The organism is Aerococcus christensenii, assembly GCF_001543105.1.
In the GTDB taxonomy this organism is placed as follows: Bacteria; Bacillota; Bacilli; order Lactobacillales; family Aerococcaceae; genus Aerococcus; species Aerococcus christensenii.
Genome location: NZ_CP014159.1, coordinates 793770 through 820769, shown reverse-complemented (window position 1 = coordinate 820769; position 27000 = coordinate 793770). Strand labels below are relative to the sequence as shown.

29 protein-coding genes, 3 pseudogenes and 1 riboswitch are annotated in these 27000 nt (G+C 36.1%); of the genes and pseudogenes, 2 read left to right on the top strand and 30 right to left on the bottom strand.

Annotation, left to right across the window (positions count from 1 at the left end; all coding sequences use genetic code 11):
* Nucleotides 1–2 precede the first annotated feature (2 nt).
* Genes tsaD through tsaB form a run of 3 tightly spaced genes read right to left on the bottom strand, consistent with a single transcriptional unit; the run spans nt 3 to nt 2801 of the window.
* Nucleotides 3–1034: a tRNA (adenosine(37)-N6)-threonylcarbamoyltransferase complex transferase subunit TsaD gene (gene tsaD, locus AWM71_RS03875; RefSeq protein WP_060776738.1), complete on the bottom strand. Its 1032-nt coding sequence runs from the start codon at nt 1032–1034 to the stop codon at nt 3–5.
* On the bottom strand, nt 1013–2101 hold the full coding sequence (gene rimI / locus AWM71_RS03870) for a ribosomal protein S18-alanine N-acetyltransferase (RefSeq protein WP_060776737.1): 1089 nt from the start codon (nt 2099–2101) through the stop codon (nt 1013–1015). The genes tsaD and rimI overlap by 22 nt, the downstream gene beginning before the upstream one ends.
* Complete coding sequence (gene tsaB, locus AWM71_RS03865) at nt 2073–2801, bottom strand: tRNA (adenosine(37)-N6)-threonylcarbamoyltransferase complex dimerization subunit type 1 TsaB (RefSeq protein ID WP_060776736.1); 729 nt, start codon at nt 2799–2801, stop codon at nt 2073–2075. The genes rimI and tsaB overlap by 29 nt, the downstream gene beginning before the upstream one ends.
* Nucleotides 2802–2968: 167 nt before the next feature.
* On the opposite strand from tsaB, the gene AWM71_RS03860 reads away from it, so the two are divergent.
* A complete protein-coding gene (locus tag AWM71_RS03860) occupies nt 2969–3187 on the top strand; it encodes a DUF896 domain-containing protein (protein ID WP_060776735.1) in 219 nt (72 codons plus the stop codon).
* A gap of 167 nt (nt 3188–3354) precedes the next feature.
* Here the strand turns inward: AWM71_RS03860 and thiM are convergent, their stop codons facing one another.
* The 21 genes and pseudogenes from thiM to ulaG form a co-directional block, all read right to left on the bottom strand.
* On the bottom strand, nt 3355–4191 hold the full coding sequence (thiM, locus tag AWM71_RS03855; protein ID WP_060776734.1) for a hydroxyethylthiazole kinase: 837 nt from the start codon (nt 4189–4191) through the stop codon (nt 3355–3357).
* Between the two features lies 1 nt (nt 4192).
* The gene (thiW, locus tag AWM71_RS03850) at nt 4193–4711 is read right to left on the bottom strand and encodes an energy coupling factor transporter S component ThiW (protein WP_060776733.1); all 519 of its coding nucleotides are present in this window, start codon (nt 4709–4711) and stop codon (nt 4193–4195) included.
* Nucleotides 4712–4777: 66 nt separating this feature from the next.
* Nucleotides 4778–4884, bottom strand: a riboswitch (TPP riboswitch).
* Nucleotides 4885–5114: 230 nt separating this feature from the next.
* Nucleotides 5115–5456, bottom strand: a complete 342-nt coding sequence (locus AWM71_RS08445) for a hypothetical protein (RefSeq protein ID WP_236701152.1) — start codon at nt 5454–5456, stop codon at nt 5115–5117.
* Between the two features lie 9 nt (nt 5457–5465).
* Entirely contained in the window at nt 5466–6230 is a 765-nt protein-coding gene (gene hemW / locus AWM71_RS03845; RefSeq protein ID WP_236701151.1) for a radical SAM family heme chaperone HemW, read from the bottom strand.
* 176 nt (nt 6231–6406) lie between these two features.
* The gene (locus AWM71_RS03840; protein ID WP_060776732.1) at nt 6407–8773 is read right to left on the bottom strand and encodes a phosphoketolase family protein; all 2367 of its coding nucleotides are present in this window, start codon (nt 8771–8773) and stop codon (nt 6407–6409) included.
* A gap of 42 nt (nt 8774–8815) precedes the next feature.
* A complete protein-coding gene (locus AWM71_RS03835; RefSeq protein ID WP_060776731.1) occupies nt 8816–9757 on the bottom strand; it encodes a sugar-binding transcriptional regulator in 942 nt (313 codons plus the stop codon).
* Between the two features lie 60 nt (nt 9758–9817).
* Complete coding sequence (locus AWM71_RS03830; RefSeq protein WP_060776730.1) at nt 9818–10099, bottom strand: PTS sugar transporter subunit IIB; 282 nt, start codon at nt 10097–10099, stop codon at nt 9818–9820.
* 19 nt (nt 10100–10118) lie between these two features.
* The gene (locus AWM71_RS03825) at nt 10119–11477 is read right to left on the bottom strand and encodes a PTS sugar transporter subunit IIC (RefSeq protein WP_061096471.1); all 1359 of its coding nucleotides are present in this window, start codon (nt 11475–11477) and stop codon (nt 10119–10121) included.
* A 29-nt stretch (nt 11478–11506) separates the two neighbouring features.
* Complete coding sequence (locus AWM71_RS03820) at nt 11507–12184, bottom strand: L-ribulose-5-phosphate 4-epimerase (RefSeq protein ID WP_236701150.1); 678 nt, start codon at nt 12182–12184, stop codon at nt 11507–11509.
* A 41-nt stretch (nt 12185–12225) separates the two neighbouring features.
* Nucleotides 12226–13032 carry an L-ribulose-5-phosphate 3-epimerase gene (locus AWM71_RS03815; RefSeq protein ID WP_060776729.1) on the bottom strand — a complete coding sequence of 269 codons (807 nt, stop codon included), beginning with the start codon at nt 13030–13032 and terminating at the stop codon, nt 12226–12228.
* A 3-nt stretch (nt 13033–13035) separates the two neighbouring features.
* Nucleotides 13036–13689: an orotidine 5'-phosphate decarboxylase / HUMPS family protein gene (locus AWM71_RS03810; RefSeq protein WP_060776728.1), complete on the bottom strand. Its 654-nt coding sequence runs from the start codon at nt 13687–13689 to the stop codon at nt 13036–13038.
* Nucleotides 13690–13700: 11 nt separating this feature from the next.
* Nucleotides 13701–14633, bottom strand: a complete 933-nt coding sequence (locus tag AWM71_RS03805) for a phosphotriesterase family protein (RefSeq protein ID WP_060776727.1) — start codon at nt 14631–14633, stop codon at nt 13701–13703.
* 226 nt (nt 14634–14859) lie between these two features.
* Nucleotides 14860–16389 (bottom strand): FGGY-family carbohydrate kinase, encoded by a 1530-nt coding sequence (locus AWM71_RS03800; protein ID WP_060776726.1) that lies wholly within the window; start codon nt 16387–16389, stop codon nt 14860–14862.
* A gap of 139 nt (nt 16390–16528) precedes the next feature.
* Nucleotides 16529–17245, bottom strand: a complete 717-nt coding sequence (gene araD, locus AWM71_RS03795) for an L-ribulose-5-phosphate 4-epimerase AraD (protein ID WP_060776725.1) — start codon at nt 17243–17245, stop codon at nt 16529–16531.
* On the bottom strand, nt 17238–18095 hold the full coding sequence (locus tag AWM71_RS03790; protein ID WP_060776724.1) for an L-ribulose-5-phosphate 3-epimerase: 858 nt from the start codon (nt 18093–18095) through the stop codon (nt 17238–17240). The genes araD and AWM71_RS03790 overlap by 8 nt, the downstream gene beginning before the upstream one ends.
* A gap of 91 nt (nt 18096–18186) precedes the next feature.
* Nucleotides 18187–18429: pseudogene (locus tag AWM71_RS03785) on the bottom strand (orotidine 5'-phosphate decarboxylase / HUMPS family protein); the annotation flags it as partial.
* A complete protein-coding gene (locus AWM71_RS08340; RefSeq protein ID WP_201783969.1) occupies nt 18381–18527 on the bottom strand; it encodes a hypothetical protein in 147 nt (48 codons plus the stop codon). The pseudogene AWM71_RS03785 and the gene AWM71_RS08340, both read right to left, overlap by 49 nt.
* Nucleotides 18528–18578: 51 nt before the next feature.
* Complete coding sequence (locus tag AWM71_RS03780; protein ID WP_060776723.1) at nt 18579–18875, bottom strand: PTS sugar transporter subunit IIB; 297 nt, start codon at nt 18873–18875, stop codon at nt 18579–18581.
* Nucleotides 18876–18917: 42 nt separating this feature from the next.
* Nucleotides 18918–20342: pseudogene (locus tag AWM71_RS03775) on the bottom strand (PTS ascorbate transporter subunit IIC).
* A 68-nt stretch (nt 20343–20410) separates the two neighbouring features.
* Nucleotides 20411–20875 (bottom strand): PTS sugar transporter subunit IIA, encoded by a 465-nt coding sequence (locus AWM71_RS03770; protein WP_060776722.1) that lies wholly within the window; start codon nt 20873–20875, stop codon nt 20411–20413.
* Nucleotides 20876–20898: 23 nt separating this feature from the next.
* On the bottom strand, nt 20899–21975 hold the full coding sequence (gene ulaG, locus AWM71_RS03765; RefSeq protein WP_060776721.1) for an L-ascorbate 6-phosphate lactonase: 1077 nt from the start codon (nt 21973–21975) through the stop codon (nt 20899–20901).
* Between the two features lie 198 nt (nt 21976–22173).
* On the opposite strand from ulaG, the gene AWM71_RS03760 reads away from it, so the two are divergent.
* Entirely contained in the window at nt 22174–22641 is a 468-nt protein-coding gene (locus AWM71_RS03760; RefSeq protein ID WP_060776720.1) for a DeoR family transcriptional regulator, read from the top strand.
* On the opposite strand, the pseudogene AWM71_RS07875 reads toward AWM71_RS03760, so the two are convergent.
* The 6 genes and pseudogenes from AWM71_RS07875 to AWM71_RS08335 all read right to left on the bottom strand — a co-directional run.
* A pseudogene (locus AWM71_RS07875) lies at nt 22574–22792 on the bottom strand (type I-E CRISPR-associated protein Cse1/CasA); the annotation flags it as partial. The gene AWM71_RS03760 and the pseudogene AWM71_RS07875 sit on opposite strands and share 68 nt — an antisense overlap.
* The gene (cas3, locus tag AWM71_RS03755; RefSeq protein ID WP_236701163.1) at nt 22779–24944 is read right to left on the bottom strand and encodes a CRISPR-associated helicase Cas3'; all 2166 of its coding nucleotides are present in this window, start codon (nt 24942–24944) and stop codon (nt 22779–22781) included. The gene cas3 and the pseudogene AWM71_RS07875, both read right to left, overlap by 14 nt.
* A 17-nt stretch (nt 24945–24961) precedes the next feature.
* Nucleotides 24962–25261 (bottom strand): phosphorylase family protein, encoded by a 300-nt coding sequence (locus AWM71_RS08440; protein ID WP_250636678.1) that lies wholly within the window; start codon nt 25259–25261, stop codon nt 24962–24964.
* Nucleotides 25222–25425 carry a phosphorylase family protein gene (locus AWM71_RS08545; RefSeq protein WP_060776718.1) on the bottom strand — a complete coding sequence of 68 codons (204 nt, stop codon included), beginning with the start codon at nt 25423–25425 and terminating at the stop codon, nt 25222–25224. The genes AWM71_RS08440 and AWM71_RS08545 overlap by 40 nt, the downstream gene beginning before the upstream one ends.
* Nucleotides 25412–25585 (bottom strand): hypothetical protein, encoded by a 174-nt coding sequence (locus AWM71_RS08435; protein WP_236701148.1) that lies wholly within the window; start codon nt 25583–25585, stop codon nt 25412–25414. The genes AWM71_RS08545 and AWM71_RS08435 overlap by 14 nt, the downstream gene beginning before the upstream one ends.
* 189 nt (nt 25586–25774) lie before the next feature.
* Nucleotides 25775–26242, bottom strand: coding sequence for an ATP-binding cassette domain-containing protein (locus AWM71_RS08335; RefSeq protein ID WP_256379444.1), 468 nt, complete (start codon nt 26240–26242; stop codon nt 25775–25777).
* Between the last annotated feature and the right edge of the window lie 758 nt (nt 26243–27000).

Here is a 27000-nt window from a genome sequence, read left to right as displayed (position 1 = left end):
TTTTACTCTTCTCCTAGATCAATACTTGGCTGAGCATCCAAGTCTAAATCTGAAAAATCTTTGGCTTTATACAAGGTATAAGCCGCTGCCGCAATCATTGCTCCATTATCCCCGCACAATTTCAAAGGAGGGCAAACCAATTCAACTTCATCTTTCAAAGTCGCTAGAGCCTCCGTCAGGCCTTTTCTTAAACCAGAATTAGCCGCAACTCCTCCTGCCAGCAAGAGTTGCTTTACAGGATATTGGATAAGTGCACGCTTTGTTTTTTCCACTAAAACTTCAACAGCCGCCGCTTGGAAACTCGCTGCTACGCCGTTTGGATCCAAACTTTCGCCCTTTTGCTCCGCTTGATGAAGATGGTTAATCACGGCTGACTTTAAGCCTGAAAATGAAAAATCAAAATTATCTTCTGCAATCATTGGGCGAGGATAAGCGTAAATATCTTGCCCTTTCTGAGCCATTTCATCCATTTTTTTGCCCCCAGGATAAGGAATGCCAAGTAATCTCCCTACCTTATCGAAAGCTTCTCCTACTGCGTCATCTCTTGTATCCCCAATCTTTTGATACTGACCATCTTGAGACATATAGACCAATTCCGTATGACCCCCACTCACAACCAAAGCTAAAGCTGGAAAATGAATTGGATGGACAATTTGATTAGCATAAATATGCCCCGCCATATGATTCACTCCAATTAACGGCTTCTCATGAACAAAAGCTAACGTTTTAGCAGCAGTAATCCCAATTAACAGAGATCCCACTAAGCCAGGTCCCTTTGTTACCGCAATCGCATCAATATCCTCAAAGGTCATGTCTGCTTTTTCGAGAGCCAAGTTAATAAGTTGGGTAATCTGTTCCACATGATGCCGGCTGGCAATTTCAGGGACCACCCCTCCAAAGCGCATATGGCTTTTGATTTGAGTAGCTACTATGTTGGAGCGCATATCATGTCCATCGACAACAATCGCTACCCCTGTCTCATCACAACTTGATTCAATTCCTAATATCGTAGTCAATCCGTATCCTTCTCCCATTTATAAATTTTGGCATCTTCTTGATTATTTTGATAATAATTTTTTCTGCAGTCCACCTTAACAAAGTGAAAATTCTCATACAACTTTTGAGCGGGTACATTAGAGGCTCTGACCTCTAAATAACAGGTCTTCATTCCTTCACTCTGCAAAGTCTGCAAAGCTTCTTGTAAAAGGCGTCGCCCTAACCCTTGCTTTCGAGCCTCGGGATGAATAGCAATATAAAAAAGTTCCCCCTCTTGGTCAATCTTCTGGAAAGAAGCCGCTCCTAACCAATTCTCTTCTTCATCCTTCAACACAAAAAAGTAAAAGTAAGGATTACTTAATTGCCGTTCCAAAGAAGAAATAGGAAGTTTAGGTGTTCCTTGAAGAGATTTTTCAAAGAAAGCGGACAATTGCTGAGCGGTCTTTTCATTGTCCTCGCACAAATGATAAGTCTGAAAGTCAATAACGGGCTGAGCTGCCTGACTGCTTTTTGCCCTCTCCCACAAAAAAATAAAAGCATCTTCTTGATTATCAAGGTAGTAATTTTTCTGGCAGGTCACGTTCTTGAAACCTTCCTTCTCATAAAAGCGTTGAGCAGACTGATTTGAAACTCTTACTTCTAAGTCGATTCGTTCCCTGTCCAAGGAAGGCAACAAAGTCTTTAACAACTGCATTAACATTCCCCCGATTCCCCTTCTTTGATAAGAAGGCAAAACCATAATATTCGAAATATGAACTGCACGACGATCTTTACGACAACCCATAAAAGCTAATAGCTCATCTTCTAAGAAAGCCTGTAAATAGAAAGTAGATGGATGATACACCAAATCTACATAAAAATCACTTAAGTCCCAAAGAACAGCCTTTGGATAACACACTTTCTCCATCTCAACCATTTGATCCAGCCAAACTGCATCCGACAGAGCAATACTGACTTCCAATCCGTCTTCTAAGGTGACTTGTGTTACTGGTAAATCTAACTGTTCATGCAAACTCACCCACACATTAGACGAAAAAAGGCGCTTTCCCCTATAGGCAAAGGTCTTCGCCCATGTCTTAATCTGCTCTTTCCACATAGCTTCCATGGTGGGCTGCCACTTGGTCAGGATGGCTAGCTTGCCACTTTTCCTCCGCTTCCGCTAATTTAGCATACTCTGGGACAAAAATGTCTGCATCTTCTTCTCTAAATGGGGCTTCCAACAAGCGATGAGCAGCCAAGTGACTATCCTCTTTGGCTAAAATCTTAGCCCGCTCTCCCCATTTTTCCTGAATAGCCGCTTCAAAAAGAGAGGCATCTGGACTCACAAAGTAAAGGGGCCCGGTGGGAAAAGCCTCATCAATCGTATCCAACCAATCTTCTAGCGTATAGTGCCCCACTGGAAGCAAAGTTTGCCACGCTTCTCCTTTTTGGTAACCTGCTAAAAAAACTGTCTGACGTCTCGCATTTAAAAAAGGAAAAACAGGACCGTCTTCCTTGACGTTTACCGCTAAAGCTTCCAAAGAGCCTACAGAATACAAAGGGACCCTTAGTTCTTTCGCTAAAACCTTTGCCGTTGTCACGCCAATTCTTAAGCCTGTATAAGATCCCGGCCCTCTCGTCACTGCTATGGCTTCCACAGACGAAATCGACCAATTGATTGCTCGACATGCTACTTGGATCAAAGGCAAGAGCTGCTTAGAATGTTTGATTTTTGTATATGTATTCAATTCCATTTTGACATCATTCTCTTCGATTAAAGCAATACTCATTGCTTCAGTCGATGTATCCATCGCTAATACCCGCATAAATCTTCCCTCTTTACATTAATTTCTTCTCTATTGTATCAAATTCCCCCAACAATAGGGAAATTTTACTCTCATTTCTCCTGCAATCTCTCGCATTCTTCTATCCTTCTGTTATAATACTAAGCGAACCCTTATTTCAAGACAACGTTTAGAAAGGAGGACTCTCCATGGACACACTCATTCAACGTATCAATGCCCTCGCCGCTAAGCAAAAAGCTGGCGAACTTTCCCCAGAAGAAAAAGTCGAACAAGCCCAATTGCGTCAAGAATATCTCAAAATTTTCCGCGGGAATTTCAAACAAGTTCTCATGAACACCAAAGTCGTCGATCCCAAAGGAAAAGATATTACACCCTCTCGTCTAAAAAAAGCAAAGAAGAAGCGCTAAAATTTATATCCTTAATAAAAAGGTGTTGTTAAGCAAAGTTGCCCTCCAACACCTTTTTATTTTTCCCTCACTGTCTCATAGAAATAAACAATAGATAAGACTTTTGAGAGTTGCGCTTCTCACATCAAGCCCTATTCTCTCCGTCCGAAAATAATTTTGGACGTTTTTTAGATTCTAATACGGCTCAATAAGCGTTCCGTCTCACTTCCCAATGCAAAATCTTTAGGAGTCATCTGAGAAATAGCATCTATTAAATAACAACGGAAAGAATTACTTCCCTCTTGATTGGACATTCTGAGAGCCGCTTTTTCTCCGGCTAACCCCATGGCACAAACCGCTGCCACAGTAGCAAGTAGGGAATGCGACGAATTCGCAGTCACATAAGCAGTAATTAAAGCTGACAACATGCATCCCGTTCCGGTCACTTTTGCCATCAACGGATGGCCTGCTCGAATTGCATACGCTTTTCCCCCATCACAAACCAGATCCACTTCCCCACTTACCACAATAATGGCTTGCCGATTTTCAGCAAAACTTTGCAAAAACGGAAGAAGGTCTTCTATTTTATCAGATGTGAGCCGTTCTTCTTGACCCGCATCCACCCCCTTAAAGCTCGCGCATAAACCTGCTAAGAATTTAATTTCTGACAAATTCCCACGAATCACTTGAAAATGAACACCATTCATCAGTCCATTCGCAATGTTCCTACGAAAGGCAGATACGCCCACACCAACAGGATCAAACACCACCGGATGCCCCAGTTCATTCGCTCGCTTGCCCGCTTTTAACATCACTGGCAAGGTTCGATTTTTCGGCGTTCCCATATTCAGCAAGAGTCCATCACTGAGCTGCGTGATTTCTTCTACTTCTTCCTCCGCATCACCCATAATAGGAGATGCTCCACAAGCCAAAAGTAAATTTGCACAATCATTAGCCGTCACATAATTGGTCAAACAATGAATGAGCGGTGACTGGCTTCTAAGATTTTGTATGCATTTTTCCATCTTATCTCTCCAAATTTTTCTGAAGACGGTCGAGCAGCCCGACCTTCTTCAAGTAGGTGAGGAACATAAAGGAAATCACTGATCCTACAGCTGTCGAGATCAAGAAAGGTCCCACATAAACATAGACTGCTAAATTCGCTGTACTTTTTCCCATAAAGGCTATGGCAATGGGGTAAGCCAAAAGTCCGCCTAAAATCCCTGTTCCAACCACTTCTGCTAAACACGTTAAACTCAATTTTTTGCTATATTTATAGGTAAGCCCGCATAACAAGGCCCCGCACAAAGTCCCTGGATAGGCAAGTAAAGTCCCTAATCCCCATAAATTCCGAAGTAAAGATGCTAAAAAGCCTGCTAACAAACCATACCCTGGTCCTAATAAGACGGCACATAAAACATTGACCATGTGCTGAACAGGCGCACACCGACTTCCGAAAATAGGAAAGGATAAAGTAGATCCTGCGACAGCGACTGCTGTCAACATAGCCGCTAAAGCTAATTTTTTACTATTTGTTTGTTTCATAATATCCTCCTAGTCAACGAAAAATTTTGTCTACAAAAAGGGAGCTCCTCATAGAAGCTCCTGTTAAATATCTTTATCATAGCTTCCTACGGCGGCATTATCCGCATCAGGTAAAGGGTCGAAGTTAAAAACTTCCTCTCAGCCTGTCAACACAAGCTCCCCTGTAATCACTATTGTATCATAATTGTTTTCTTCATTCAAGAAAGCCCAGAGTTAAGGGATTTTTCTTTTAGATTTAAAATTTTCAACGACAAAAAAGCTAGCTTCTTAAAAACTAGCTCTTTTGCTTGAGTGCAAATTTAACAATTAGTCTGCTTTATTAATTTTTTCCTTTTGAATCACATAGCCCATACCACTTAAAACGGAAAGTACACCAACAACTAATTCTGGGGTAATTGTTTCTTCAAAACCTGTTTGAGGTAAATTTTCCTTTGAGTAAACGTAGCCTTCCCTCTTGCAGACATACTATGCCATTGTTTAAATTCTTTTGAATAGCCGCTTCATATTTTGTTAAAAAATCAATACCAAACTTTTGATTCACTTCTGCAATCGAAAGTCCCTCTATCAACCGCATCGTCAACATAATATAGTCTTTTTCCCACTCTTCTTGTGACAATACCTGAATCGTATCCTTGTCTACTGGTGGCATTCCTACATCAATCATTTTAAAATAAGTAAGAAAACTTTGCACATTATCAAACCGTCGATTGCCTATATTAGACGAAGCACCTAACCCCAATCCCAAATAATCTTGTTATGTCCAATATTTTTTATTATGTCGACTTTCATGATTCGGCTTAGCAAAAGAAGAAATTTCATATTGATGGTAGCCCGATGATTGCAATGTGTCTTGTAGATAATGGTACATTGCACGATCCTCTTCATCCTCTACTCCATCAATAATACCCTTCTCTCGCCATTGATAAAATTTGGTGTGTGGTTTATAAATTAAAGAATAACACGATAAATGTGGCGGATCTAAGGCGAGCGCTAAAGCAATATCTGATTGCCAAATCTTCCTACTTTGATAAGGATTAGAAAACATCAAATCTAAATTAAAATCCTGACATTCCATTTCTTTCATTAAAGCTACTTTTTCAAAGACCTCTTTTTTATGGTGTAACCTTCCCACTACAGCTAAGACCCTATCATCAAATGATTGTACTCCCATTGAAAAGCGATTAATGCCCGAAGACAAGTAGGCTTGCAATCGTTCTGCAGTAACAGACTCTGGGTTCATTTCAATCGTGATTTCAGCCTTTGGAGCAATAGAAAACACTTTCTTTAACTGAACCATCAAATAAGTCATCTGTTCTGCGCTTAAATAAGATGGTGTGCCGCCTCCAAAATAAACGGTATCTACTTCATAGTTTGAGTGGCGACACAATAGCATTTCTTTGGCTAAATAAGTGACGTAGCGTGCAATCATCGCTCCTTGATTATCAAAAGTCAAAAAAGCACAATAATTACATCGCTTTTCGCAAAAAGGAATATGAATATATAAACCAATTTTTTGCACAAACTTTCCTCCTGATTCTATTTCTTTCATTTTATCATATTCCATTGCTTTAGTCTTTTGCAAAATAAAAACCATGCATAATCAATTGTGGTATGCATGGCTTTCAAGATTTTAAACATTTAATGAGCAAGAAATAAATTCCCTCTTAACCCGTTTAAACTCTATGGTTATATTTTTTATTGACTGATAGCTTCCCATTTCCAATTTTCGACTTCAGGAATATCTGCTCCATTTTCTCTAATATAATTATAATGATAGGCCAAGTAATCATCCATTGTTTGAATAAATGACTCTGCTTTTTCTCCATAAACTAATTGTGCCGCTTCTTTAGCTAAATGAAATCTATCCATTTCACTAAATACCCGCATATCAAACGGTGTAGTGATATCTCCTTCTTCTCTGTACCCATGAATATGTAAGTTCCTATTTTCTCTATTATAAAAAATATCCCTAATCAATCCTTCATATCCATGAAAAGTGAATATAATAGGTTTATTTACTGTAAACAACTCATTAAATACTTGGTTCGAAATCCCCCGTGTATCTATATCTGGATGCCTTAATTTTAATAAATCGACAATATTGATAAATTTAATTTTTAATTTAGGAAATGCCTTATTCAAAATAGAAACAGTCGCTAGTCCTTCTAAATTAGGTTCCGTTCCACATGTCGCAATCACTATATCTGGACTTTCGTTATTTTTTATAGAAGATGCCCAAGGAATTACCTTATAACCCACTTCTACTAATTCCTTAGCCTCTTCTATAGTATAAAATTGAGGCCTTGGATGTTTGGAGGCAACAATTAAATTAATACAGTTCTCACTAGCTAAAGTTTTTCTCATAACGGCTAACAGAGAATTAGTATCTGCAGGTAAATATTCTCTGATAAACTCTCCTTTTTTATCTGCCAGATGCGTTAATACACCTGGATCTTGATGCGTATAACCATTATGATCTTGTTGAAATACAGTTGATGCTGAAATAATGTTTAAAGCTTTTGGATGCTTTCTCCATGAAAATTTATTGGCTTTTCGAATCCATTTAAAGAATTGAGTCATCATCGAATCTGTAATTCTCAAAAAGGACTCATAGCTTGCATAAAATCCATATCTTCCTGTAAGCACATACCCCTCTAAAAATCCTTGAGCTTGATGTTCTGATAACTGACTGTCAATTACTCTTCCCGCAGGGGAAATAAATTCGTCAGTTTCATTATTAATCGATTCTAACCATTGCCTATTAGTCACATTAAAGATATTTTGTAATCTATTTGAGGCAGTTTCATCTGGCCCAAACACTCTAAAATTAGTTGGATTTTCCTTTATAATTTCCGCTACATAACTGCCTAAATTAATCATATCTTGAGAAACCATTTCTCCCGGCTTTTGAATTGTTAATCCAAATTTTTCCCAATTAGGTAACTTAATCACCTTAGGGTCTATTCCTCCATTAGTTGCAGGATTTTTTGCCATTCTCTTATTGCCTTTTGGTGCAATTTCTTTTAATTCTGGAATTAATTTCCCTTCTTTAGTAAATAATTCATTCGGTTTATACGATTTCAACCATTTTTCTAGCTCTTCAACATAACTTAAATCATTTTGGCTTACTGGCAACGGAATTTGATGTGCTCTAAAACTTCCTTCTACAACCTTATTTTCTAGCTTATGAATCCCAGTCCACCCTTTGGGTGTTCTTAAAATAATCATTGGCCAATGTTGTAAACTCACTTCATCCGCTTTTTTCATGCGCGACTGATTCTGAATAACTTTTATTTTTTCAATAGCCTCATCCAACTTGCTAGCAGCAAGGTGATGCATTAAAACAGGATCATCGCCTTCAATAAAAATAGGATCCCAACCAAAGCCTTTAAACAATAAAGTTAATTCTTCATCTGTTTTTCTTGATAGTAATGTTGGGTTTGAAATTTTTGCCCCATTAAGATTAATAATAGGCAAAACCGCTCCATCATTAACAGGATTGATAAAAGCATTAGATAACCAACTGGTCATTAATGGACCCGTTTCTGCTTCTCCATCACCAATAAAGGGAACTGCTATTAAATTAGGATTATCTAAAATTGCACCTACTGCATGGGAAATAGAGTAACCTAACTCGCCTCCCTCATGTATTGAACCTGGTGTTTCAGGAGCAGCATGGGACCCTACCCCTCCTGGAAATGAAAATTCCTTAAAAAACTTTCTCATTCCTTGAATATCTTGAGTGACATCTGGATAAATCTCCGTATAACTTCCATCCAAATACGCATTTGTATTCATGACAGGACCCCCATGTCCCGGCCCTACGATATACATCATATTTAAATCATATTTATTAATCAATCGATTTAAATGCGCATAGATAAAATTACCAGCAGGAATCGTCCCCCAATGTCCTATAGGCTTTACTTTAATATCCTCTTTTCTTATTGGTCGACTTAATAAAGGATTATCTTTCATATACAATTGACCAACACAAATATAATTAGCGGCTCGCCACCAAGCATCAACCTTTTTCAAATAATCTTCCGAATCAAAATTCATACCTTGTCTCCTCTTCCTAATATTTGAACATTATTAAATATGCTATTTCATTTCTAATAAACGTTCAGCTATGCTACTATCAATCACTAAATGTTGTATAATACCTTGTTTAAGCAATTTAAAAAGTACTTCTGATTTTTCAACACCAGCTGCTAGTAGTACAATTTCTTTTATTTGTTTAATATCTGCTAGTGTTAATCCAATCATTCTTTTCGTTAATTGTGAATCAATTTCATTACCATTTTCATCAATTTGAGAAATTAAAATATCACCGATCGCTTTTTTACGAATTAATTCCTTTTTTTCTTCATCCGATATATAACCTAACTTATAAAAAGTAGACTGTTCAATTGGTCTTCCTACACTCACTATAGCAATATCTACAGATTTTGCTTGCATATATATTTCTTGAACAAATTTCGATTCAGTAAAATTAAATTTGATATTTTCTGTCTCAGCTACTGCAGGTGCATAAAAATAACTGGTCCTTGCATGGTATTTTCTTCCCAATTCAAACACTAATTGATTCGATTGATATTCAGTATTCTTTACATCTACTCCACCTATTAATGGCACTATACTTAATTGAGAGAAATCTTGAAACGATGCCTTTCTCACAAAATTATAGACTGTAGACCCCCAGCCAATGCCTATAGATGTATAAGTATCATCTATTTTATTTTCAATAAAATGCGAGCATAAATAACCAACTTCTGATTTTACCATTTCTAAAGAATCTGAATCTGGAGCAATTAAAACAGTCTCTAAATTAAATTTCTTTTTTAATTGTTCTTGTTGATTGATAATAATTGCTTCAGGATGATTTATTGTTATTTTTACAATTCCATTTGCTTTAGCTTCTTCCAATAATGCAGAAACTGTAGGGCGCGAAATACCCAAAGAACTGGCAATATCTGTTTTACTCATATTTTCTTTGTAAAAAAGGATAGAAATTTTTACTAATATTTTGTCTCGATCATACATTTTTTAATCCTTTTCTAATATCGTTAATTATGCTCACAATTTTTAAACACTTAATTTATCCTACTTTATATCATTTTCTATAAATTTTTCTTTAATTTCCTCTGTGGATAATAAATTTCTAAGTCCTATTACTTTAATATTTTCTAATTGACTAAAATTATGTAATAAAGCTTGAGAGCAAATAATTATATCGTAATTTCTATATACATTTTTAGCATCTCCTATGCTCATGTGATCTATATGTGCATCAATCCCCATTTCTTGGCAAACACTTTCATTTTTTAATTTTACCATTAAACTTGAGCCCATTCCATTTCCACAAGCTGCCACAATTTTCAACATAAATATCTCGCCTCCTACTTTAAATATAGCTTTCCTTATTTTTTTTATATTGAATTTGAGGAATTGCTAATAAAACTAAAATTAAAATAACTACTCCAATAATTTGACCATATCTCATTATTAACATAAATCCAGGGACAAGCGTGACCCAATCAAAATTAGCCATAATACCTCCTGATAACCCTGAAAGCATATAGGTAATAGCCCCTAAACTAACTTGTATCACTCCAGATAAAAAGGGTAAAATAGCTGCCGCTCTAACTCCTCCAAAATAATTAGCATATACAGCGATACCTGCATTATCGAAAAACATAGGAATAAATCCTGGAATTAAAACAACCGGAGACCCTGTAAGGAATAATAAAATTAATCCTACAATTTGACCAACTGCACCTGCAACAAATCCTAACAGTGTTGCATTCGGATGTCCAAATCCATATATCGTTGCAATATCTACAGCTGGTGCAGAGCCAGGTAAAATCTTAGCTGAAATTCCATTAAATGATTCTACTAATTCTGCAGAAAACATCCGTACACCATAAAGTATAATTGAAAGATATACCGCAAATTTAGCTGTAGTTGTAAATATAAACAATGGGAATACTAATTTTGTTTTAAACGCTTCTGATCCAATAATCACCATTATCATTCCAAAAAATATAGTCATCAAAATAGTGGAAGATACAATATTATCATTAAACATTTCTAATGTCTTTGGAAAAGTTAGATCTTCAATACGTGTATCCGTTTTCCCAAATTTCTTAGCTAATTTACTGGATAACCATAACGCTAGCATCTGTTGATGTCCAATTGCAAAATTAGCATTGCCCGTTACTTGATTAGTAATATCTAACGTTAAGTTAGCAAATACCGACCAATAGGTTCCCACTAATATACCTGCTATTACTACATTGACCCAAGAAACAGATCCTAAATTATAATAAACCATCCATAACAATATTGTTGATTGCACATACATGACATGTCCTGTTACCTGTAACGCTCGTATTTTTGTATATTTAGAAAACAAAACCAATAAAATATTCCAAGCAAATCCTATTAACAAAGTATAGCCTACTAATGCCGCATTTTCTCCTAATTTATCTAGCGCATTTCCCAATGGAACATAGGAATCCATCACAGCTCCTTCTACTCCAAATCTAGACTGAAGCGCTTTCAAAATTGGGCTAAAAGTTTTAGTTAGTCCTCCCGTTCCAACTTGTAAAATATTAAACCCTACAAATGCTTTTATAAAACCCGTAATTGCTCTAGAAAAACCTTTTCCTAAACAAATATAACCAATAAAACAGATTATTCCCATAATAAATGGTGCTTGCCCAAGGACTTGATTTATTAAAATATCTATAAAAGTATTCATAATAATTCCTCACTATCATTTGTTTTTATCTAACTCTTTTCTTCAAGTAAATCAATCACTGCATTCTGTCCATAAGTTGTATGGTAAGTGTTATACCCTCTTTTAACATTATCAGCTGATAATGGCGTAACATTTTGACGACACATTGCATAATGCACATACTGTGCATTTTCTTCTAAAACTACTGCACTTTTAAGAGCCGCTTCTGATGAATTTCCTATTGTAAATACGCCATGGTTTCTAATTAATATTGCAGAACAAGCTCCTATCTTGTTTACTACTTCTTTACCAATTTCTTCTTCCCCTATTGTCACAAAATCAGGAATTGGCACCTGACATCCAAACACAGCAGCTGCAGTAGTAGTATAAACATCAAGTGGCTCTCCAGTAATAGCAAAACTTGTAGCATAAGGCGAATGGGTATGAACAATCCCGTTTACCTCTGGCATATGATTATATATATATAAGTGTGATCTGGTATCTACAGATGGTTTACACTTTCCCTCTACGATACTGCCCTTCATATCTAAAACAACAATATCTTCAGGGGTCAAGTCATCAAACAATACTCCACTCGGTTTGATAACCATGTAACCTGTCTTTTTATCACGAGCGCTAACATTACCACTTGTCCAAAGCACTAAATTATTATTTTTTAATTCTTTATTCTGATAACAAACTTTTTCTCTTAATTCTTTTAAAATCATATTATCCTCTTTTCAATGCTATAAACTAATTTTTTGATCACCTAATTAAACTTATTTTTTATAAATTTTATTGCATTTGAAACTTTTGACAAACTATCTGCTTTATCATCTTCCCACATCTCTATTCCAATATATCCTTCATATTTAATGCTTAAGAGATATGATAAAATTTTATCAAAGTTGACTATTCCACAATTAAAATCAATTCTTCGAAATGTGTTAATTTTTGTATCTTTAAAGTGAATCCCTACAATGTTATTTTTTAATACTTCTAGCTCATTTACTTCATCTAGTCCATTTGCTGCAAAATTTCCAACATCTGGATAAGCTTTTAAATACGGACTATTTACTTCACTTATTATTTGACTAATTGTTATCCCATCTACAATGTCATAATCAACATTTTCTATACCTAACATCACTCCGTTTCGTTGGGCATAGTCTACACATTGTTTTAAATTACGCACATATCGTTCTCTACTACCATCAACCTTATTTTTATTCGAATTATAGTAACCTGCAATTTGAATAGTTCGTATTCCCAGCTTAACCGCTAAATCTGTCGCTTTCATTAAATAATTTCTTGCTTGACTGTAGTCTCCTTCATCTATGCTTCCCAAAGGTGTATCCCTATGTGCACTCAACACCATATTATAAATAGGTAATTCTGCATAATCGCACATCGCTTTCATTTTATAAATACTTTCTTTATCCCAAAATAATCTATCAATTTTTGATGGATCTACAGACATTTCCCAAAAATCATACCCTATCTGTCTTGCGCGCTTGAGTTGTTCTTGAAAATTATTTTTTGGCAACGCTTTTTCATATATTCCAAATTTAAACATAAACTATTCTCCAAAAATTCGTTTAATTTCATCCATATACTTTTTAGCTTCTAAATCTGGATGATCGGCTTTTGAGATACTTCTACCAATAATAAAACAATCTACAGGAACCCCTTTAAATTGATGTAAATCATTAAAACTTATTCCACCAGTTACTCCTACTTTAAACCCCATTTTATGAAGCCTTTCAATCTCAATAAAATCTTGATGCCCCCAATCTCTTTCTTTTAAAACATACTCACTAGAGCGATGAAAAATAATATTTTTTATTCCTAAATCTAACCAATAATGTAATTGTTTATCTGTATAATTCTCATTAATTTCTAATAAGATTTCTTTATCAGAATATTTATTTTTTTCATTTACTACTGCCTGTAAGGTTTCTTCTGTCGCATCACTTATTACAGTGATAATATCTGCTCCTGTTTGATAAACCAATTTAGAAATTGATTTACCGGCTTTTATAATCCGAATATCTGCCAAAATCTTTGCCTTATGAGGAAGTTCATTTAACGCTTTAACAACTTCCATGCCACATTGAATAGCTAAAATCGTTCCAATTTCTACAATATCAACGTATTGATCAACTTTTTTAGCAATATCTATAGCTTTATTTAAATCTGTAATGTCCATAGCTACTTGTAATTTAGGTCTCACGATTTATTCTCCTATTTGATCATCGTATAAATTTTTTGCGGATTTTCATACATAAATTTATGAACTACATTTTCAGGAATACCTTCTTCTATCAATCTTGGTATAAATCTTTGTTTAATCCAATTAAATCCAGGTCCATACCCATACACCGTATGATGGGATCTTCTTCCCATATCATTCGATAACAACAACCGATCTTCAAATCCATCCTTAACTAATTGTTTCAATAAATCCACACGCATTTGATCTGGATAATATTTTGCTTTACCTGGTCCATCATAAAGTAAATAAGCTCCCTTCTCTAACATTTTACGGTGGTACCACAAATCAGGGAATCGATCAACATGCGATACTATCATCCTACTTAAATCAAAATTTTCTTCTTCTAATATCTCTAAAATTTCTATTCCCATGGTTCCTGCTGTCGTATGCGCATGAAGACACACCCCTGTTTCTGTTGCAGCAATAGCACCTGCCCGAATTACTTTTTCTTCATTATTAGTAATATGCAAATAAGCTGTTCCACACTTAATCCAGCCAGCCTTCACTGTTGTATCATCCATCCCTACTTCAATATCATGTATCATTCTTTCTGCTAAAAAATCAACAGACCAATCTGATACTTCTGGTTCCATACCATGTTCTTCGCAAATATATCCTGTAGTAGCGATCACATTTACTCCAGATTCTTTAGATGCAATACACATTCCTGCCGTATTACGCCCCCAGCTTTGAGGAGTTGCTTCTATAATAGTTCCACCCCCAGCCTCTTTATATAATTTCAACATTTCAATTGCTTTAGGCACACTATTTAATAAATGGTCTTCTTCCACTTTCGAACCATGCCCCTGTGGATGAGATAAAATATGTTCATGAGACATTGTATATCCCATCTTGCTAGAATCTATATCTCCTAAAACTGTACGAATTTTCCCAATTGTCATAATAATCTTCCTTTCTTTATTTTACACGTTAATAATATCACATTCATGTATTCGCTTTCAACTGTTTTTTTACTATTGCATTGATGTTTTACAAACGTAAAAAAAGGTGCTGCTACTTATTAATTTATATAAATTTACTCACTTTAAATTAAAGCACTCTATAATTGTCGAATTCACAATTATAGAGTGCTTTATAAAAAACACAATAGGACTTGATTCTTTATACTTACTCATCCTCTCCTCTACTTTTCATCCACTCACCACAAATAGGGTAGGCCAGTTGATACTTTTTAAATAATTGCTGATATCTTTTATGACTTTCTGAATGAGGTAATACCACTTTTCGATACCTTACCATTGATTCAATCGCTAAAGCATTGGTTTCATAAACCCCTGCTGCTACACTTGCTAAAATTGCTGATCCTAGTGTGGGCGCCTGCCCATTTTCAGGAATTTTTACTGGTAAATTACTTACATCAGCGTGAATTTGTATCCACAAATCACTCCGTAAAGTCCCTCCTCCCATCACTAATTCATTCACTTGAAATCCTAATTGCCTAAATCGCTCTAATACGTTTTCTGTACCATAAGCTACTCCTTCCAAAATAGCACGATAAATCTCAGATCGTGTAGAAGCTAGCGATAAACCATAAATCATCCCACGCACATCAGGATCCGTATAAGGCGTACGGTTTCCTTGCCACCAATCTAATACTAATAATCCATTCGATCCAGGTGCTATTGTTCTAGCTTCTTGATCCAATACATCATAAGGATTTTCGCTACACTGTTCAAGATCTCTGCAAAAATTTTTTATAAACCAAGTTAAAATAGACCCACTGGATGTTTGCCCTCCCTCTACAAATCCTAAGCCAGGCTGAATAGCATCTGGAAATGGTCCAAATACCCCCTGCCCTTGATAAGTATACTGATCAGTTAATCCCATCACCAAGTGCGAAGATCCCGTCATCAACGCAACCTCGCCAGGATAATTTAATCCTAAGCCCAAAATACCTACAAAGGCATCTGCTCCTCCTTGACCAACGATTGTGTCCGTTGTTAACCCTAAAAATTCCGCTGCTTCTAGACGTAACTTTCCCAATTGTTCACCTAAAGTAGTCACCCGCTGAGGAAATTTAGCTAAAACATCTCCTAATCCAATCTTTTGATAAAAATCATCTGGGATGCCTCCAGATTGACTGTCATAGTACCACCGAGTGGCACTATTAGATAAATTCATTGTCCATTTTCCTGTTAATTGATAAGTCAACCAATCCGCATATTCGCAAATCTTTTCAGACTGTTCATAAATTTTAGGTTCATAGCGTTTTAACCAAAGCACCTTACATGGCATCCATTCAGCCGATACATTTCCATATCCGTTGAATTTTAAAACAGGATGATCACATTGAGCAATTTCATGTGCTTCTTCCGTTGCGCGAACATCCATCCAAATAAGAGAATTCCGTAACGCCGTCCCATCATTCTTCGATAAAACCACACTACAACACGTCACATCATAAGACAGGGCAAGAATTTCTTCCTTTTTAACTTGACTTGTCTGTAAAGCCTCTTGAATAGCCTTTCTTAAAGCTCTCCACCAATCTAGTGGTTTTTGTTCTGCCCATCCCGAATGCGGATAATAGGTCGGATAAGGAACAGATGCAAAACCTTTTTCATATCCTTTAAAATCAAAAATACCTACTCGCATTCCACCTGTTCCACCATCAATCCCTAGTAAATATTTTTTCTTCATGTATCCAGCTCCTTCTAATTTATAGTGCTCTATTTCTTTTAATTATACTCAATCGCATTCACTCAAAACAACGCTTACCCCCCCATAAAAAATAGCCTTCAAGAACTCTATGCCTTGAAGACTATTTGTGTTTTTATGATCACTTTTGACCATAGTAAGCATTTTTACCATGCTTACGATAATAATGCTTATCTAGGTAATATTGTGGAATAGGGCAGGCTGCTTGTTTTTTCAATTGCTCTGTACGTTCTGCCATATCACATACTGTTTCAATGACTTTCCCTACCTCTACTGATTTCATCGCACTATTTCCCCACGAAAAAGTCCCATGATTACGCACTAATACTCCTGGAACTACCATGGGATCAATTTGTCGTTCTCTAAATGTTTCTACAATTACTTTCCCTGTATTCTTTTCATACGCTTCTTCTACTTCTGCTTGCGTGAGATCACGCGTACACGGAATTGGTCCATAAAAATTATCCGCATGTGTTGTCCCATATACTGGAACGTCCCGACCAGCTTGTGCCCAAGACACTCCCTGTACACTATGCGTATGAGTGATTCCTACAATTTCAGGAAACGCTTTGAACAAAACAACATCTGTCGGTAAATCTGATGAAGGTCGTAAACTGTCTTTTTCAAGTAAATGCCCTTCTAGATCAGTCACTACCATATCCTCTGGATTCATTTTTTCATACGGTACTCCTGATGGTTTGATCACAATTACTCCCAACTCCCGATTCACTTCTGCGACATTCCCCCATGTTAAAGTCACTAATCCATATTCTGGTAATTTTAAATTTGCTAAACATACCCGCTCTTTCATTGCTTGAATGATTGCTTCTCTAGACATGATATCCCGCCTCTCTCATATATGGTAATACATATGCTTTTGCTTTCCTTATCTCTTCCGCTGGATCATCTGCCGTTTCTGACCACATTTCTATCATAAAGGTGCCATTATAGTTCAATCGTTTTAAAGTTTTAAAGCAGCCCAAAAAGTCTACATCCCCTTCTCCCCATGGAACCTCTTTGAATTGTCCTGGGAAATCCTCTGTCACATTCCGGGTATCTTTGACATGACACGCTACAATTTCATCTATACCTAATTCTAATTCTGCACCTACCTCATTACTTGACCATGCACTTAGATTCCCTAAATCTGGATAAACTTGTAGCCATGGAGAGTGAATCGTTCGCTTAATTTGATTAAATTTTGTTATCGAATTAATAAATGGATCATCCATAATTTCTATGGATAACATCACTTGCTTTTCTGCTGCCATATGCACCGCTTTTTGTAAATTTTCCATAAAGTACGCGCGTGAAGTATCTGTTTTCTCTTCATAGTACACATCATATCCTGCTAATTGGATATTTCTAACTCCTAGATCCACTGCTAGGTCCACTGCTTTTTGCATCATTTCTAGCGCTATTTGCCGTTTCTTTGGATCAGACGATCCAAATGGAAATCGTCGATGGCCACTTAAACAAATTGAAAAAATTCTCATGTCTGTTGCGTACATCGCATTGACTACTTCATGTCTTTCTTCTTTTGTCCAATCTAGCCGCCCCAACCGTTCATCGGTTTCATCAATTGACATTTCTACGAAATCAAAGCCTAACTCTTTAGCCATTTTCAATCGTTGTATCCAACTTATCCCTTTCGGAAGTGCTTTTTCATATATTCCTAAACTGACCACTATACTTCCTCCTTATCCTTTTATGGGATAAAAATAAGTTCAGCACAACCCCCTAGGGATGCTCGCTGAACTTATTTTTTCGCCCTGTGGGCTATTTCCCCCAGATTTCTTTTATTTTATTTTGGAAATCAATCGCTGCTTGTTTGGGATCTTTTGCTTGCGTTATGCCTCGCCCAGCTATAAAGGTATACACATCAACGCCTTTAAATAGATCCAATATTTCTACTTTTAATCCTCCTGTTACAGACACTCTAAAGCCCATATCTATCAATTTATTTACTTTATTCAGGTCTTTTTCTCCCCATGTTTCTCCTGCCAACAAAGCGTCCCGGCTTCAATAATATCTACTACATCTCCAACCGCTTTTATATCCGCTAAAGCACTTGATAAATCATTATGGTCACAGGCTATTTGTAATTTTGGTAAAGTCATTTTGTTAGTCCTTCCTTTTCAATTAATTGGTTTATATTGAAAAAGTTATTTTTATTTTTTATTCATTAAATCGCTTTTTTCTACTTTTTCTTTAACTTCTTTTGCAGACATAACATTTTGAATGCCAATAACTGTCACTCCTTGCTTGATCGCTTGATCAAACATATTCACAAAGTTAAGTGGTGTAAAAACTACATCAAAATTACGCGCTGTGCTTTTTCCTTCAGCGATTGAAGTATGATTAATCGCTGTAATTTTAAAGCCTAATTCTTTCAAAGCTTTTTCAGCGCTTCTTTGTAACATTAAACTGGTTCCTGATCCATTTGCACATGATACTAAAACCCGCATTGTTATTCCTCCTCATTTTTTTGAAATGCTTTATTTAACTAACTAGTTTTTAGCAAATTTTTCTTTATATTGTTCGTAATCTTCTACTTGCATAAAGTATCCTTCTGGATTCTTCCTATATTGTAATTGTGGAATGACTAATAAAATCGCAATTACAACAGCAATTCCTGCATAGCCTAACAATTTCATAATGATAGTGAATCCTGGCCATACTGTCGCCCAGTCTAACATTCCCAAATAACCGCCATACTGTGATAGTCCAATGCAGGTAGCAAACACTGCTGACCCCAATACTTGAATAATACCTGAGAAGAATGGTAAGACTAAAGCAGCCTTATACCCTCCCCGGTTATTTGCAAACACACCAATCGCTGCGTTATCAAAGAAGACTGGAATAAATCCTGCAATAACAATAGTAGGTGATTTTAAAACAATTAACAAAGTAATCATTAAAAACTGCCCAATGGCACCAGATAAGAAACCAATAGTAGAAGCATTCGGTGATCCAAAGGCAAATGTTGCTGCAATATCAATCCCAGGAACAGCTCCAGGTAAAATCGTATTGGAAATTCCTTGGAAAGATTCTGTTAATTCTCCAACGAATGTACGTACTCCTAATTGTAAAATAGTTAAGTAAACTGCAAAATTCAAGCAAGTTTCAACAATATAGAACAAAAAGTTTTTATCAGGTTTTAACGCTTTTAATCCTACTAAATATGGTTTCCCTAATACAGCTAAAATAATTCCAAAGAAAAGTAACATCAAAATAGAAGTGGAAACCATATTCTCGTTAAAGATGGATAACCACCCTGGAAAACTCACATCTTCCATCCGTTTTACTTCTTTGCCGTCTTTTTGTTTGAATTTTTCAGCTAATTTAGCAAAGAAGGTTAATCCAAACATTTGTTGGTGCGCAACAGCAAAGCCGCCCCCATCTGTTAAATCTTGACAAATACCAATTGTTAAATTAGAACCAACTGCCCAATATAAGCCAAGAATAATTGACATAATAATAAGCACAGACCATCTGCCCATCATTGGATAGCAAAAGAGCATAATCCAAAATGCAGTAGAAGCCTGTTGTACCTGCACATTACCTGTTGTAAATAAAGCACGTAATTTCGTCCATTTATTGAACCGAACGAGGATAATATTAACAATAAAGGCAATTAACAATAAGAGCATAACGTCACCAAAAGTGCGTCCAAACATCGGTTCTACCCCTTCTGTAACAGCATTTTATCCAAAGTAAGGATCAATAACCATCGCTGATAAATTAAAACGATCTTTTAATCCTACCAAAATTGGGCGGAAATTCTTAACCAAACCACCTGATCCAACAGCAAGAATTAGATAGCCACACGTTGCTTTTAAAAATCCTGCTAAACAATCATACCAAGGCCGCTTGAGCAAAATATAACCAATCAAAACAATAGTACCGATCATAAAAGCTGGTTGCGTCAGAATATTTTTAGCAAAAAATGTTCAAGCTATAAATAAAACATCTGCAATTTGATTCATAGTAATAACTTCCTTTATTTATTTAAATCTTCTAGTAACTGTTTATAATCTGCTAAAGAATGCGTTGCCTTTAATTTTTCGACAATGTCTTCGTTCATTAATAAATCCATTAAATTTTGAATGTTTTTCAAATGTTCTTCTGAATTTTTAGCAGCTAAGGTAAAAAATAAAGAGGCAGAATGTTCTTCTCCTGTTTTTTGATCTAAAAAATTAATTGGCTGTTCAAATTTTGTAAAACTAATACCTGTCCCTAATACACCAGGATTATCAGCCATAGCATGTGGCATAGCAATACCTGGAACAATTACAATATAGGGGCCATTATCCTTAACGGATTGGATAATGGCATCTACATATTGATCAGTAATATACTGTTGAGCCTTCAACACTTCACAAGAAATGCGAATGGCTTCTTCCCATGTTGCAGGTGTTTGCTTGGCATAATGAACAAGATGATTTTCATAAAAATAATGTAGCATGGTTATTATCCTACTTTCTCTTATTATAAGAAGGCATCATATGGCAAATCATTTTCATAATCGAATGCATCGTGGAATCCACGATCATACATATATTCAAAATGATCTAAGTCTCCTGGGAAATCATACCGTCCACCTACTTGCCATACAAACGGTTGGAATTGATAATTCATACGATCTTTACGATATTTCCATAGATAGAGAATTTCTTTCGGATCTGCCATAAAGTTCGTCCAAATGTCATAATGAGTTGGAATAACAACTTTAGCTTGTAGAGCTTCACCAACTTTTAAGACATCAGATGAAGTTAATTTATCTGTAATACCAATTGGATTTTCTCCATAAGCTACACAAGCAATATCAATATCATATTCTTTTCCATGTTTAACATACATATTAGAATAATGAGAATCTCCAGCGTGATAAACAGAACCGCCTTCGGTTTTAACTAAATAATTCAAGGCCAATTCATTCATATCCCGAACTGGCTTTCCTTTTAATGATTCTTCTGGATCATCTACTGTCAATAACATCGTTCGGTCAAACGATTCTAACCCAATTACTTCTACATCTTTCACTTTCACACTTTCATGTGGATGTAATACTACCACACGATCTGCTGGGACACCCCAGCTAATCCACTTATCAGCAACGTCTTGCGGACCCACAAAAATAGCATTTGGACAATTACGAGTAACTACTGCAGCTGTTGTTTGATCTAAGTGATCTGAATGTGAATGGGTTACACAAAGCACATCAATATCTTTAACTTCAAACGGATCAATAACAAAAGGTTGATTGCGCCGATTAGGTTGCAAATTACGAACACCTGACATCCGCATCATTTGATGTCCTTTTTTCATTTGCCCAGACCCAATCGTTTGTTTCCCAGTTTGATTCCACATATCAATCACAACATTAGTTCCATGGTCAGATTTAATCCAAATTCCCATGTTTCCTAACCACCACATTGATAAAGTTTTCTCAGGTACTTTGGCTGCCGCGATTTCCTCATTTAGCCAAGTTCCCCATTCTGGGAAAATATTTTTCAACCACATATCTTTCGTAATTTCATCAATACTTTTTGCAAAATTTGCCATTTTTGTATTCCTCCTATCGGTTGGTATTCCTTTTCTTACAGTTTCATTATACGAACATCTTTAAACGCTTTCAATAACTGTATCTGTTCTTTTTATATTTCAATCGAACATTCCTTTGTTTCCTTCTCTATTTTTTATACTATGATAAAAAGTGAAGAATATGCGATTTGCTATGTCAAATACTAGAGGAGCCATCCAATGAAAAATTCCGCTCAAAAAATCTATCAACGCCATCAATATATTGAAAGACTTCTACAAGAAGCTACAGAAAGCAAATTATCCGTTCATGACTTAGCGAATTTGTGCCAAGTTTCCTTAATGACTATTCGCAGAGATTTATCCACATTAGAAACAATGGGCATCGTCACCCGCTTTCATGGCTTTGTTCGTTTAAACAACAACTATAAGTTTAACGATAACGCTTCTATGAACTCTGCTATCGAAAAAATAAAGACGTCTATTGCTAATATGGCGGCTAATTTCATCAAGTCTAACGATACCGTTTTTATTAATACCAGTTCAACTGCCCTCTACACGCTCACTGCTCTTTTCAATAAGCCAGTTAATATTATTACCAATAATTTACGTATTCATGAACAAATTCTTCTCCATGAGCATCATATCGTGAAAAAACCGTATGCAAAATTGCTAACAAAAATCTCATAACAGCAAAATCTTGAGTAGGCATATCACCCGCAAGAGCTATGTATTCGTGAGCATGTTCAAAAAATTCTTTCAGACTTACAAGTTTAGTTGTACCTTTATAATCTACTACAACAGATATCCAAGGCTCATCAACCAAATTATAATCGCTCATTTATATCCTCCGTTATCACTTTCAATCCATATTTATTATTATATCTTAATATTTTATTAAATAGTCTAAATTCATCATTTTGATCGAAAATAATGGCTAAACTACCCTTAAGCCAACTTTGCTGATTCCAATCTTGAAAATGTTCTAAATAATATTTTTCAAGCGCCTTAATTACTTCATCAATTCCTATGCCGTAGTAAGTAGCAAAAGATAATTGAATGGTACGCTTAGCAATTTCCATGGCAGTTTTATTATCAATAGGATCAAGTTTCCCTGATTTATCAAAAAACTCATAACCACCTTCACATTTTTTGAGAGCGATAACCTCCACACGATCAGCACTATCTCGCACTTGAGCATAAGCATTAACGTCTGATAATTCTGCACTATGATCAGAATTTTTAATCCAATCTGATAAATTTTTTTCTTGAGATATCTTTTTACGTGGATTAACAAGCCTATATACTTTTGCCTGCTGTTCTTTTTTATCAGTATCCGCATTATACTTTCTTTGATACGTATTGTAGTCCTTATTCAATGAATCATCACTTAAATTTAAAGTTTTGCCAGAATAAACTAACTGCACCAAATGAGAAATATCATTTGGCAAATTGACTTTATCTGGCAAAAAATATTCTGTTCTGAATAGTAAGTACTTTGCATACACATAAGTACTTGCTTCATTAAAATCATAATTACCACAATTTAATACATATACTTGGGACTTTCTTAAATTTTCTGGCCGCTTGGTGTCGCTATGCCTATGAAGCCTACCCATTCTCTGCAATAAAAGGTCCATAGGTGCAAGATCCGTAATTAAAACATCAAAATCAATATCTAATGATTGTTCTATAACCTGCGTTCCTATAATTATTTTGAATTGTGGTCTTTTTCCACCCTTACCAATGCTATCTATTAGTTGCCTTTCTTTTTTATATCTGTCTGTTGCAATAAACGCCGAATGTAAAAGTTCAATATTTTCTTCTCCAAATTCATTCACACATTTTTCTGCAAAATTTTGTGATTGTTTAACAGTATTTAAAATAATGCCTACAACGCCCCCGTGTGGAGTAAGATTTCTTATAAAGCCAATAATATCTTGACTATCCTCTTTCGTTTTTTTGACTATTTCATAATCAATGCCCTGCACATTATTAAATTGAGAAAATTGATTAATTGTTTCTCCATCATTGTAGGTTAAAAGAGGATAATTTTCGTTTTTATCAAAATCTTGAGGCTTATCTAATTTTTTAAATCCATAACCTGCTCCAACCATATACTGCTTTAAAAGCTCATTTCGCTTAGAAATTGGCAACGTTGCAGACAATAAAATAACTGGCACACCATATGCTCCAAGCCACATCAAAGCTTGATATAAATAAACGCTCATATAAGCATCATAAGCATGAACTTCATCGATAACAACAACTTTATTGGCAAATCCTAAATGTCGTAGCATTAAATGTTTTTGCTTTAATGCGGCAAGTAAAATTTGATCAACAGTTCCCACTGTAAAATCATCTAAAATGGCTACCTTTCTACCAGCAAACCATTCATTGACACCAACACTGTCTTCACTATGAATATTTCTACTTTTCGGCAAATTTGCAAATTGATCATTTAGTTGAGCCTTACCATGAATTAATCGAATAGATTTTTCTCCCTCACCATGTTTTAACCAGTCTTCCACCCTAGAAAAAATACCGTTAGATGTCGCCTGAGTAGGTAGGCCAAAAAATATTCCCGTTCTATTAGTTTTTTGAGCGAACTCTTCTACGGCAACAAGTGCCGTTTCTGTTTTCCCAATGCCCATGGGGGCTTCCATAATAACTATTCCTGGATTATCCATTTTGCTAAGTATATCAGAAACCTTTTTTTGCACTTCTCTAGGTTCAAAGCCAAATCGTTTTTGATAACTGTCATTACAATAACTTTCCGGCTCCCAAGTTTCAGCTCTATCTCTATACCATTTTGTAAATCCTTTTTCTACACGATTAGACTCTACTTTATCTGTATCCATTGCTATAAGTGGAAAATATTTTTCATTGCTAGCTATCCAATCCGCCATAATCAGCAATCCAGATAGAATAACTTGACCTGGTTGTGAAATTAGAGGTAAGTCATCTACGCAAGCAAAATGACAAGCAGCCATTGCCCCCAACCAATCTCTCACATTTGCGCACAAGCGGCTAAAGCAGCGCACTCCATTTCCACAATCGCGCACCCTTCTGCCTTGTGGCGAGTAACTTTCATCTTAATTTTCCAATAAAAGCCATCCGTCGTCCAAGTTTTAACCGCGTTATAGGATAAGTGGTGTGCCTGCAAAGTTTGAAAGATCGCTCGCCGTGCTCGTTGTGAAGTAGTCACATAGCGACTCGGTGGTAGATAATGATACGATGTTCCCTCATCTCTTAATGCTTGATATGGAACTAAAAAACATTTTCCATATAAGCAACTAATGCACCACAAGAACCTGTACTAATAACCTCTTTGACTCCGTAGGCAATTAACCACTCTAAAAATTGGACAGCTGCTGGCGCCCCAACAGGAGCTTGCACTAAACAAACTTGCTGTCCTTTTTCTTCCAACAGATATATAGGATATATTTTGGTAGCCGATTCAAAATGTGCCACAATGGTCGCATTTTACTATAGACATAGCCATCAATCTCCCCCCAAAAAAAGCAAAAATCGCTTTAGCAGGTAACTTAACGGGGATTTTTTCATGGTCAGGCATAATAACTGCAGTTTGATCAGAATCATACTCTAAAATCGGCAGTTCATTTTCTATCATCTCATTCCCTCCTTTCCTATACATAACGTCACGTGATCACTTTTTGAGGAAAAAATGAATAACTACTTGGGACAATTTTTACCATCTTGTGACCTCACTCTCACTACAGTTATCACTTTAAAATTAAACGTGTATTTTCCCCTCCTCTTTCAATACCTATTTTCTTCATTAAGTAGTTTCAAGTTACCTTTAAAACTGGTCATATTCGACAAGTAGCAAAGAATCAGCTATATGATTGATAAAAGACACATCATGTGTCACAAAGAGCAAAGGACGATCATAGCCTTGAAGTAAACCTTCTAAGACTTCTATAGCATGAAGATCTAAAAAGTTAGTTGGCTCATCCATCATCAAATAATTAAAATCATCCGTTAACAATTTTGCTAATTTCACCTTCGATTTTTCACCGTCACTGAGCACTTGAACTTTCTTAAACACATCATTTATTTTGAAGCCTAAACAAGCTAAAATAATCCTCGTCATCGACTGATCATAAATAGAGTCGGGCAAAATATTGTCTAGGATTGTTTTCTCATAGTTGAGTGTTTCTTCCAACTGGCTATAGTAACCCATACGTAGGTTGGGATGTACCCAAACTTCCTTGTGCAAAATCATATTGAGCAGTGTGGTTTTCCCTGAGCCATTATTTTCCAACAGAGCAACTTTGCTTGTATTGTCTATTTAAAAATTAGTATGCTTAAAAATGATCTTGCCCCCAAAACTTTTATTAAGATTTTCTGCCTTGATGAGCACTTTCGCATGTATTTTTTCTCGTTTATCCATAGTAAGTTTGATTACAGTCTCTTGATAGAGTTTATCTTTCACTTCAAGCTGAAAGAACACCCCTAAGAAGTAAAAGAACACACCCCTAAAAGCAAAAAAGACACCCCTAAAAAAGAAAAAATCTAGCATCAATTCACGCCAGACTTTTATTCACGTTCTTCTGATTTGCAAGCCTACGATAAGCCCTTATTTACAGCATTCTTCTAAGCAACAGCAACCAAATTTTGTATCATTTCCTGTAAAATACATCTCTCCCTCATATGATACAGTACATTCCCTTCTGCATAAAATTCCTACTTAACAGGGTGGGTGCAAAGTGGGTGCACCTTTTAACGTTAACATCCTGTACACTCGACCCTAAGCCATCGATATCTTCCCTCACACAGCCAAAACACGCTCAAAAACCACGCCAAGTCAGCTTAAAGCCGCCACTCATTAAACCTTTTAACGATAGACCCTGCAAACCCCTGCTACACAAAGGCAAACTTGCACCCACTTATTAAGCCCTAGACATCAAGCAAACACTCTCCACGTGGATTTAGAGAACTCCTAGTACGTCAGTCCTTTTTCGAGTGCACACTATGGATAGTGGGTGCACTTTTTAACGATAGAAGCGAGCTATCGTTAAAAAG

Excerpts from the sequence above, each read along its gene's own strand:
- tsaD (WP_060776738.1), bottom strand. The coding sequence starts at position 1,034 with ATGGGAGAAGGATACGGATTGACTACGATATTAGGAATTGAATCAAGT.
- rimI (WP_060776737.1), bottom strand. The coding sequence starts at position 2,101 with ATGGAAGCTATGTGGAAAGAGCAGATTAAGACATGGGCGAAGACCTTT.
- tsaB (WP_060776736.1), bottom strand. The coding sequence starts at position 2,801 with ATGCGGGTATTAGCGATGGATACATCGACTGAAGCAATGAGTATTGCT.
- AWM71_RS03860 (WP_060776735.1), top strand. The coding sequence starts at position 2,969 with ATGGACACACTCATTCAACGTATCAATGCCCTCGCCGCTAAGCAAAAA.
- thiM (WP_060776734.1), bottom strand. The coding sequence starts at position 4,191 with ATGGAAAAATGCATACAAAATCTTAGAAGCCAGTCACCGCTCATTCAT.
- thiW (WP_060776733.1), bottom strand. The coding sequence starts at position 4,711 with ATGAAACAAACAAATAGTAAAAAATTAGCTTTAGCGGCTATGTTGACA.
- AWM71_RS03840 (WP_060776732.1), bottom strand. The coding sequence starts at position 8,773 with ATGAATTTTGATTCGGAAGATTATTTGAAAAAGGTTGATGCTTGGTGG.
- AWM71_RS03835 (WP_060776731.1), bottom strand. The coding sequence starts at position 9,757 with ATGTATGATCGAGACAAAATATTAGTAAAAATTTCTATCCTTTTTTAC.
- AWM71_RS03830 (WP_060776730.1), bottom strand. The coding sequence starts at position 10,099 with ATGTTGAAAATTGTGGCAGCTTGTGGAAATGGAATGGGCTCAAGTTTA.
- AWM71_RS03825 (WP_061096471.1), bottom strand. The coding sequence starts at position 11,477 with ATGAATACTTTTATAGATATTTTAATAAATCAAGTCCTTGGGCAAGCA.
- AWM71_RS03820 (WP_236701150.1), bottom strand. The coding sequence starts at position 12,184 with ATGATTTTAAAAGAATTAAGAGAAAAAGTTTGTTATCAGAATAAAGAA.
- AWM71_RS03815 (WP_060776729.1), bottom strand. The coding sequence starts at position 13,032 with ATGTTTAAATTTGGAATATATGAAAAAGCGTTGCCAAAAAATAATTTT.
- AWM71_RS03805 (WP_060776727.1), bottom strand. The coding sequence starts at position 14,633 with ATGACAATTGGGAAAATTCGTACAGTTTTAGGAGATATAGATTCTAGC.
- AWM71_RS03800 (WP_060776726.1), bottom strand. The coding sequence starts at position 16,389 with ATGAAGAAAAAATATTTACTAGGGATTGATGGTGGAACAGGTGGAATG.
- araD (WP_060776725.1), bottom strand. The coding sequence starts at position 17,245 with ATGTCTAGAGAAGCAATCATTCAAGCAATGAAAGAGCGGGTATGTTTA.
- AWM71_RS08340 (WP_201783969.1), bottom strand. The coding sequence starts at position 18,527 with ATGACTTTACCAAAATTACAAATAGCCTGTGACCATAATGATTTATCA.
- AWM71_RS03780 (WP_060776723.1), bottom strand. The coding sequence starts at position 18,875 with ATGCGGGTTTTAGTATCATGTGCAAATGGATCAGGAACCAGTTTAATG.
- AWM71_RS03770 (WP_060776722.1), bottom strand. The coding sequence starts at position 20,875 with ATGCTACATTATTTTTATGAAAATCATCTTGTTCATTATGCCAAGCAA.
- ulaG (WP_060776721.1), bottom strand. The coding sequence starts at position 21,975 with ATGGCAAATTTTGCAAAAAGTATTGATGAAATTACGAAAGATATGTGG.
- AWM71_RS03760 (WP_060776720.1), top strand. The coding sequence starts at position 22,174 with ATGAAAAATTCCGCTCAAAAAATCTATCAACGCCATCAATATATTGAA.
- cas3 (WP_236701163.1), bottom strand. The coding sequence starts at position 24,944 with ATGGCTGCTTGTCATTTTGCTTGCGTAGATGACTTACCTCTAATTTCA.
- AWM71_RS08435 (WP_236701148.1), bottom strand. The coding sequence starts at position 25,585 with ATGATAGAAAATGAACTGCCGATTTTAGAGTATGATTCTGATCAAACT.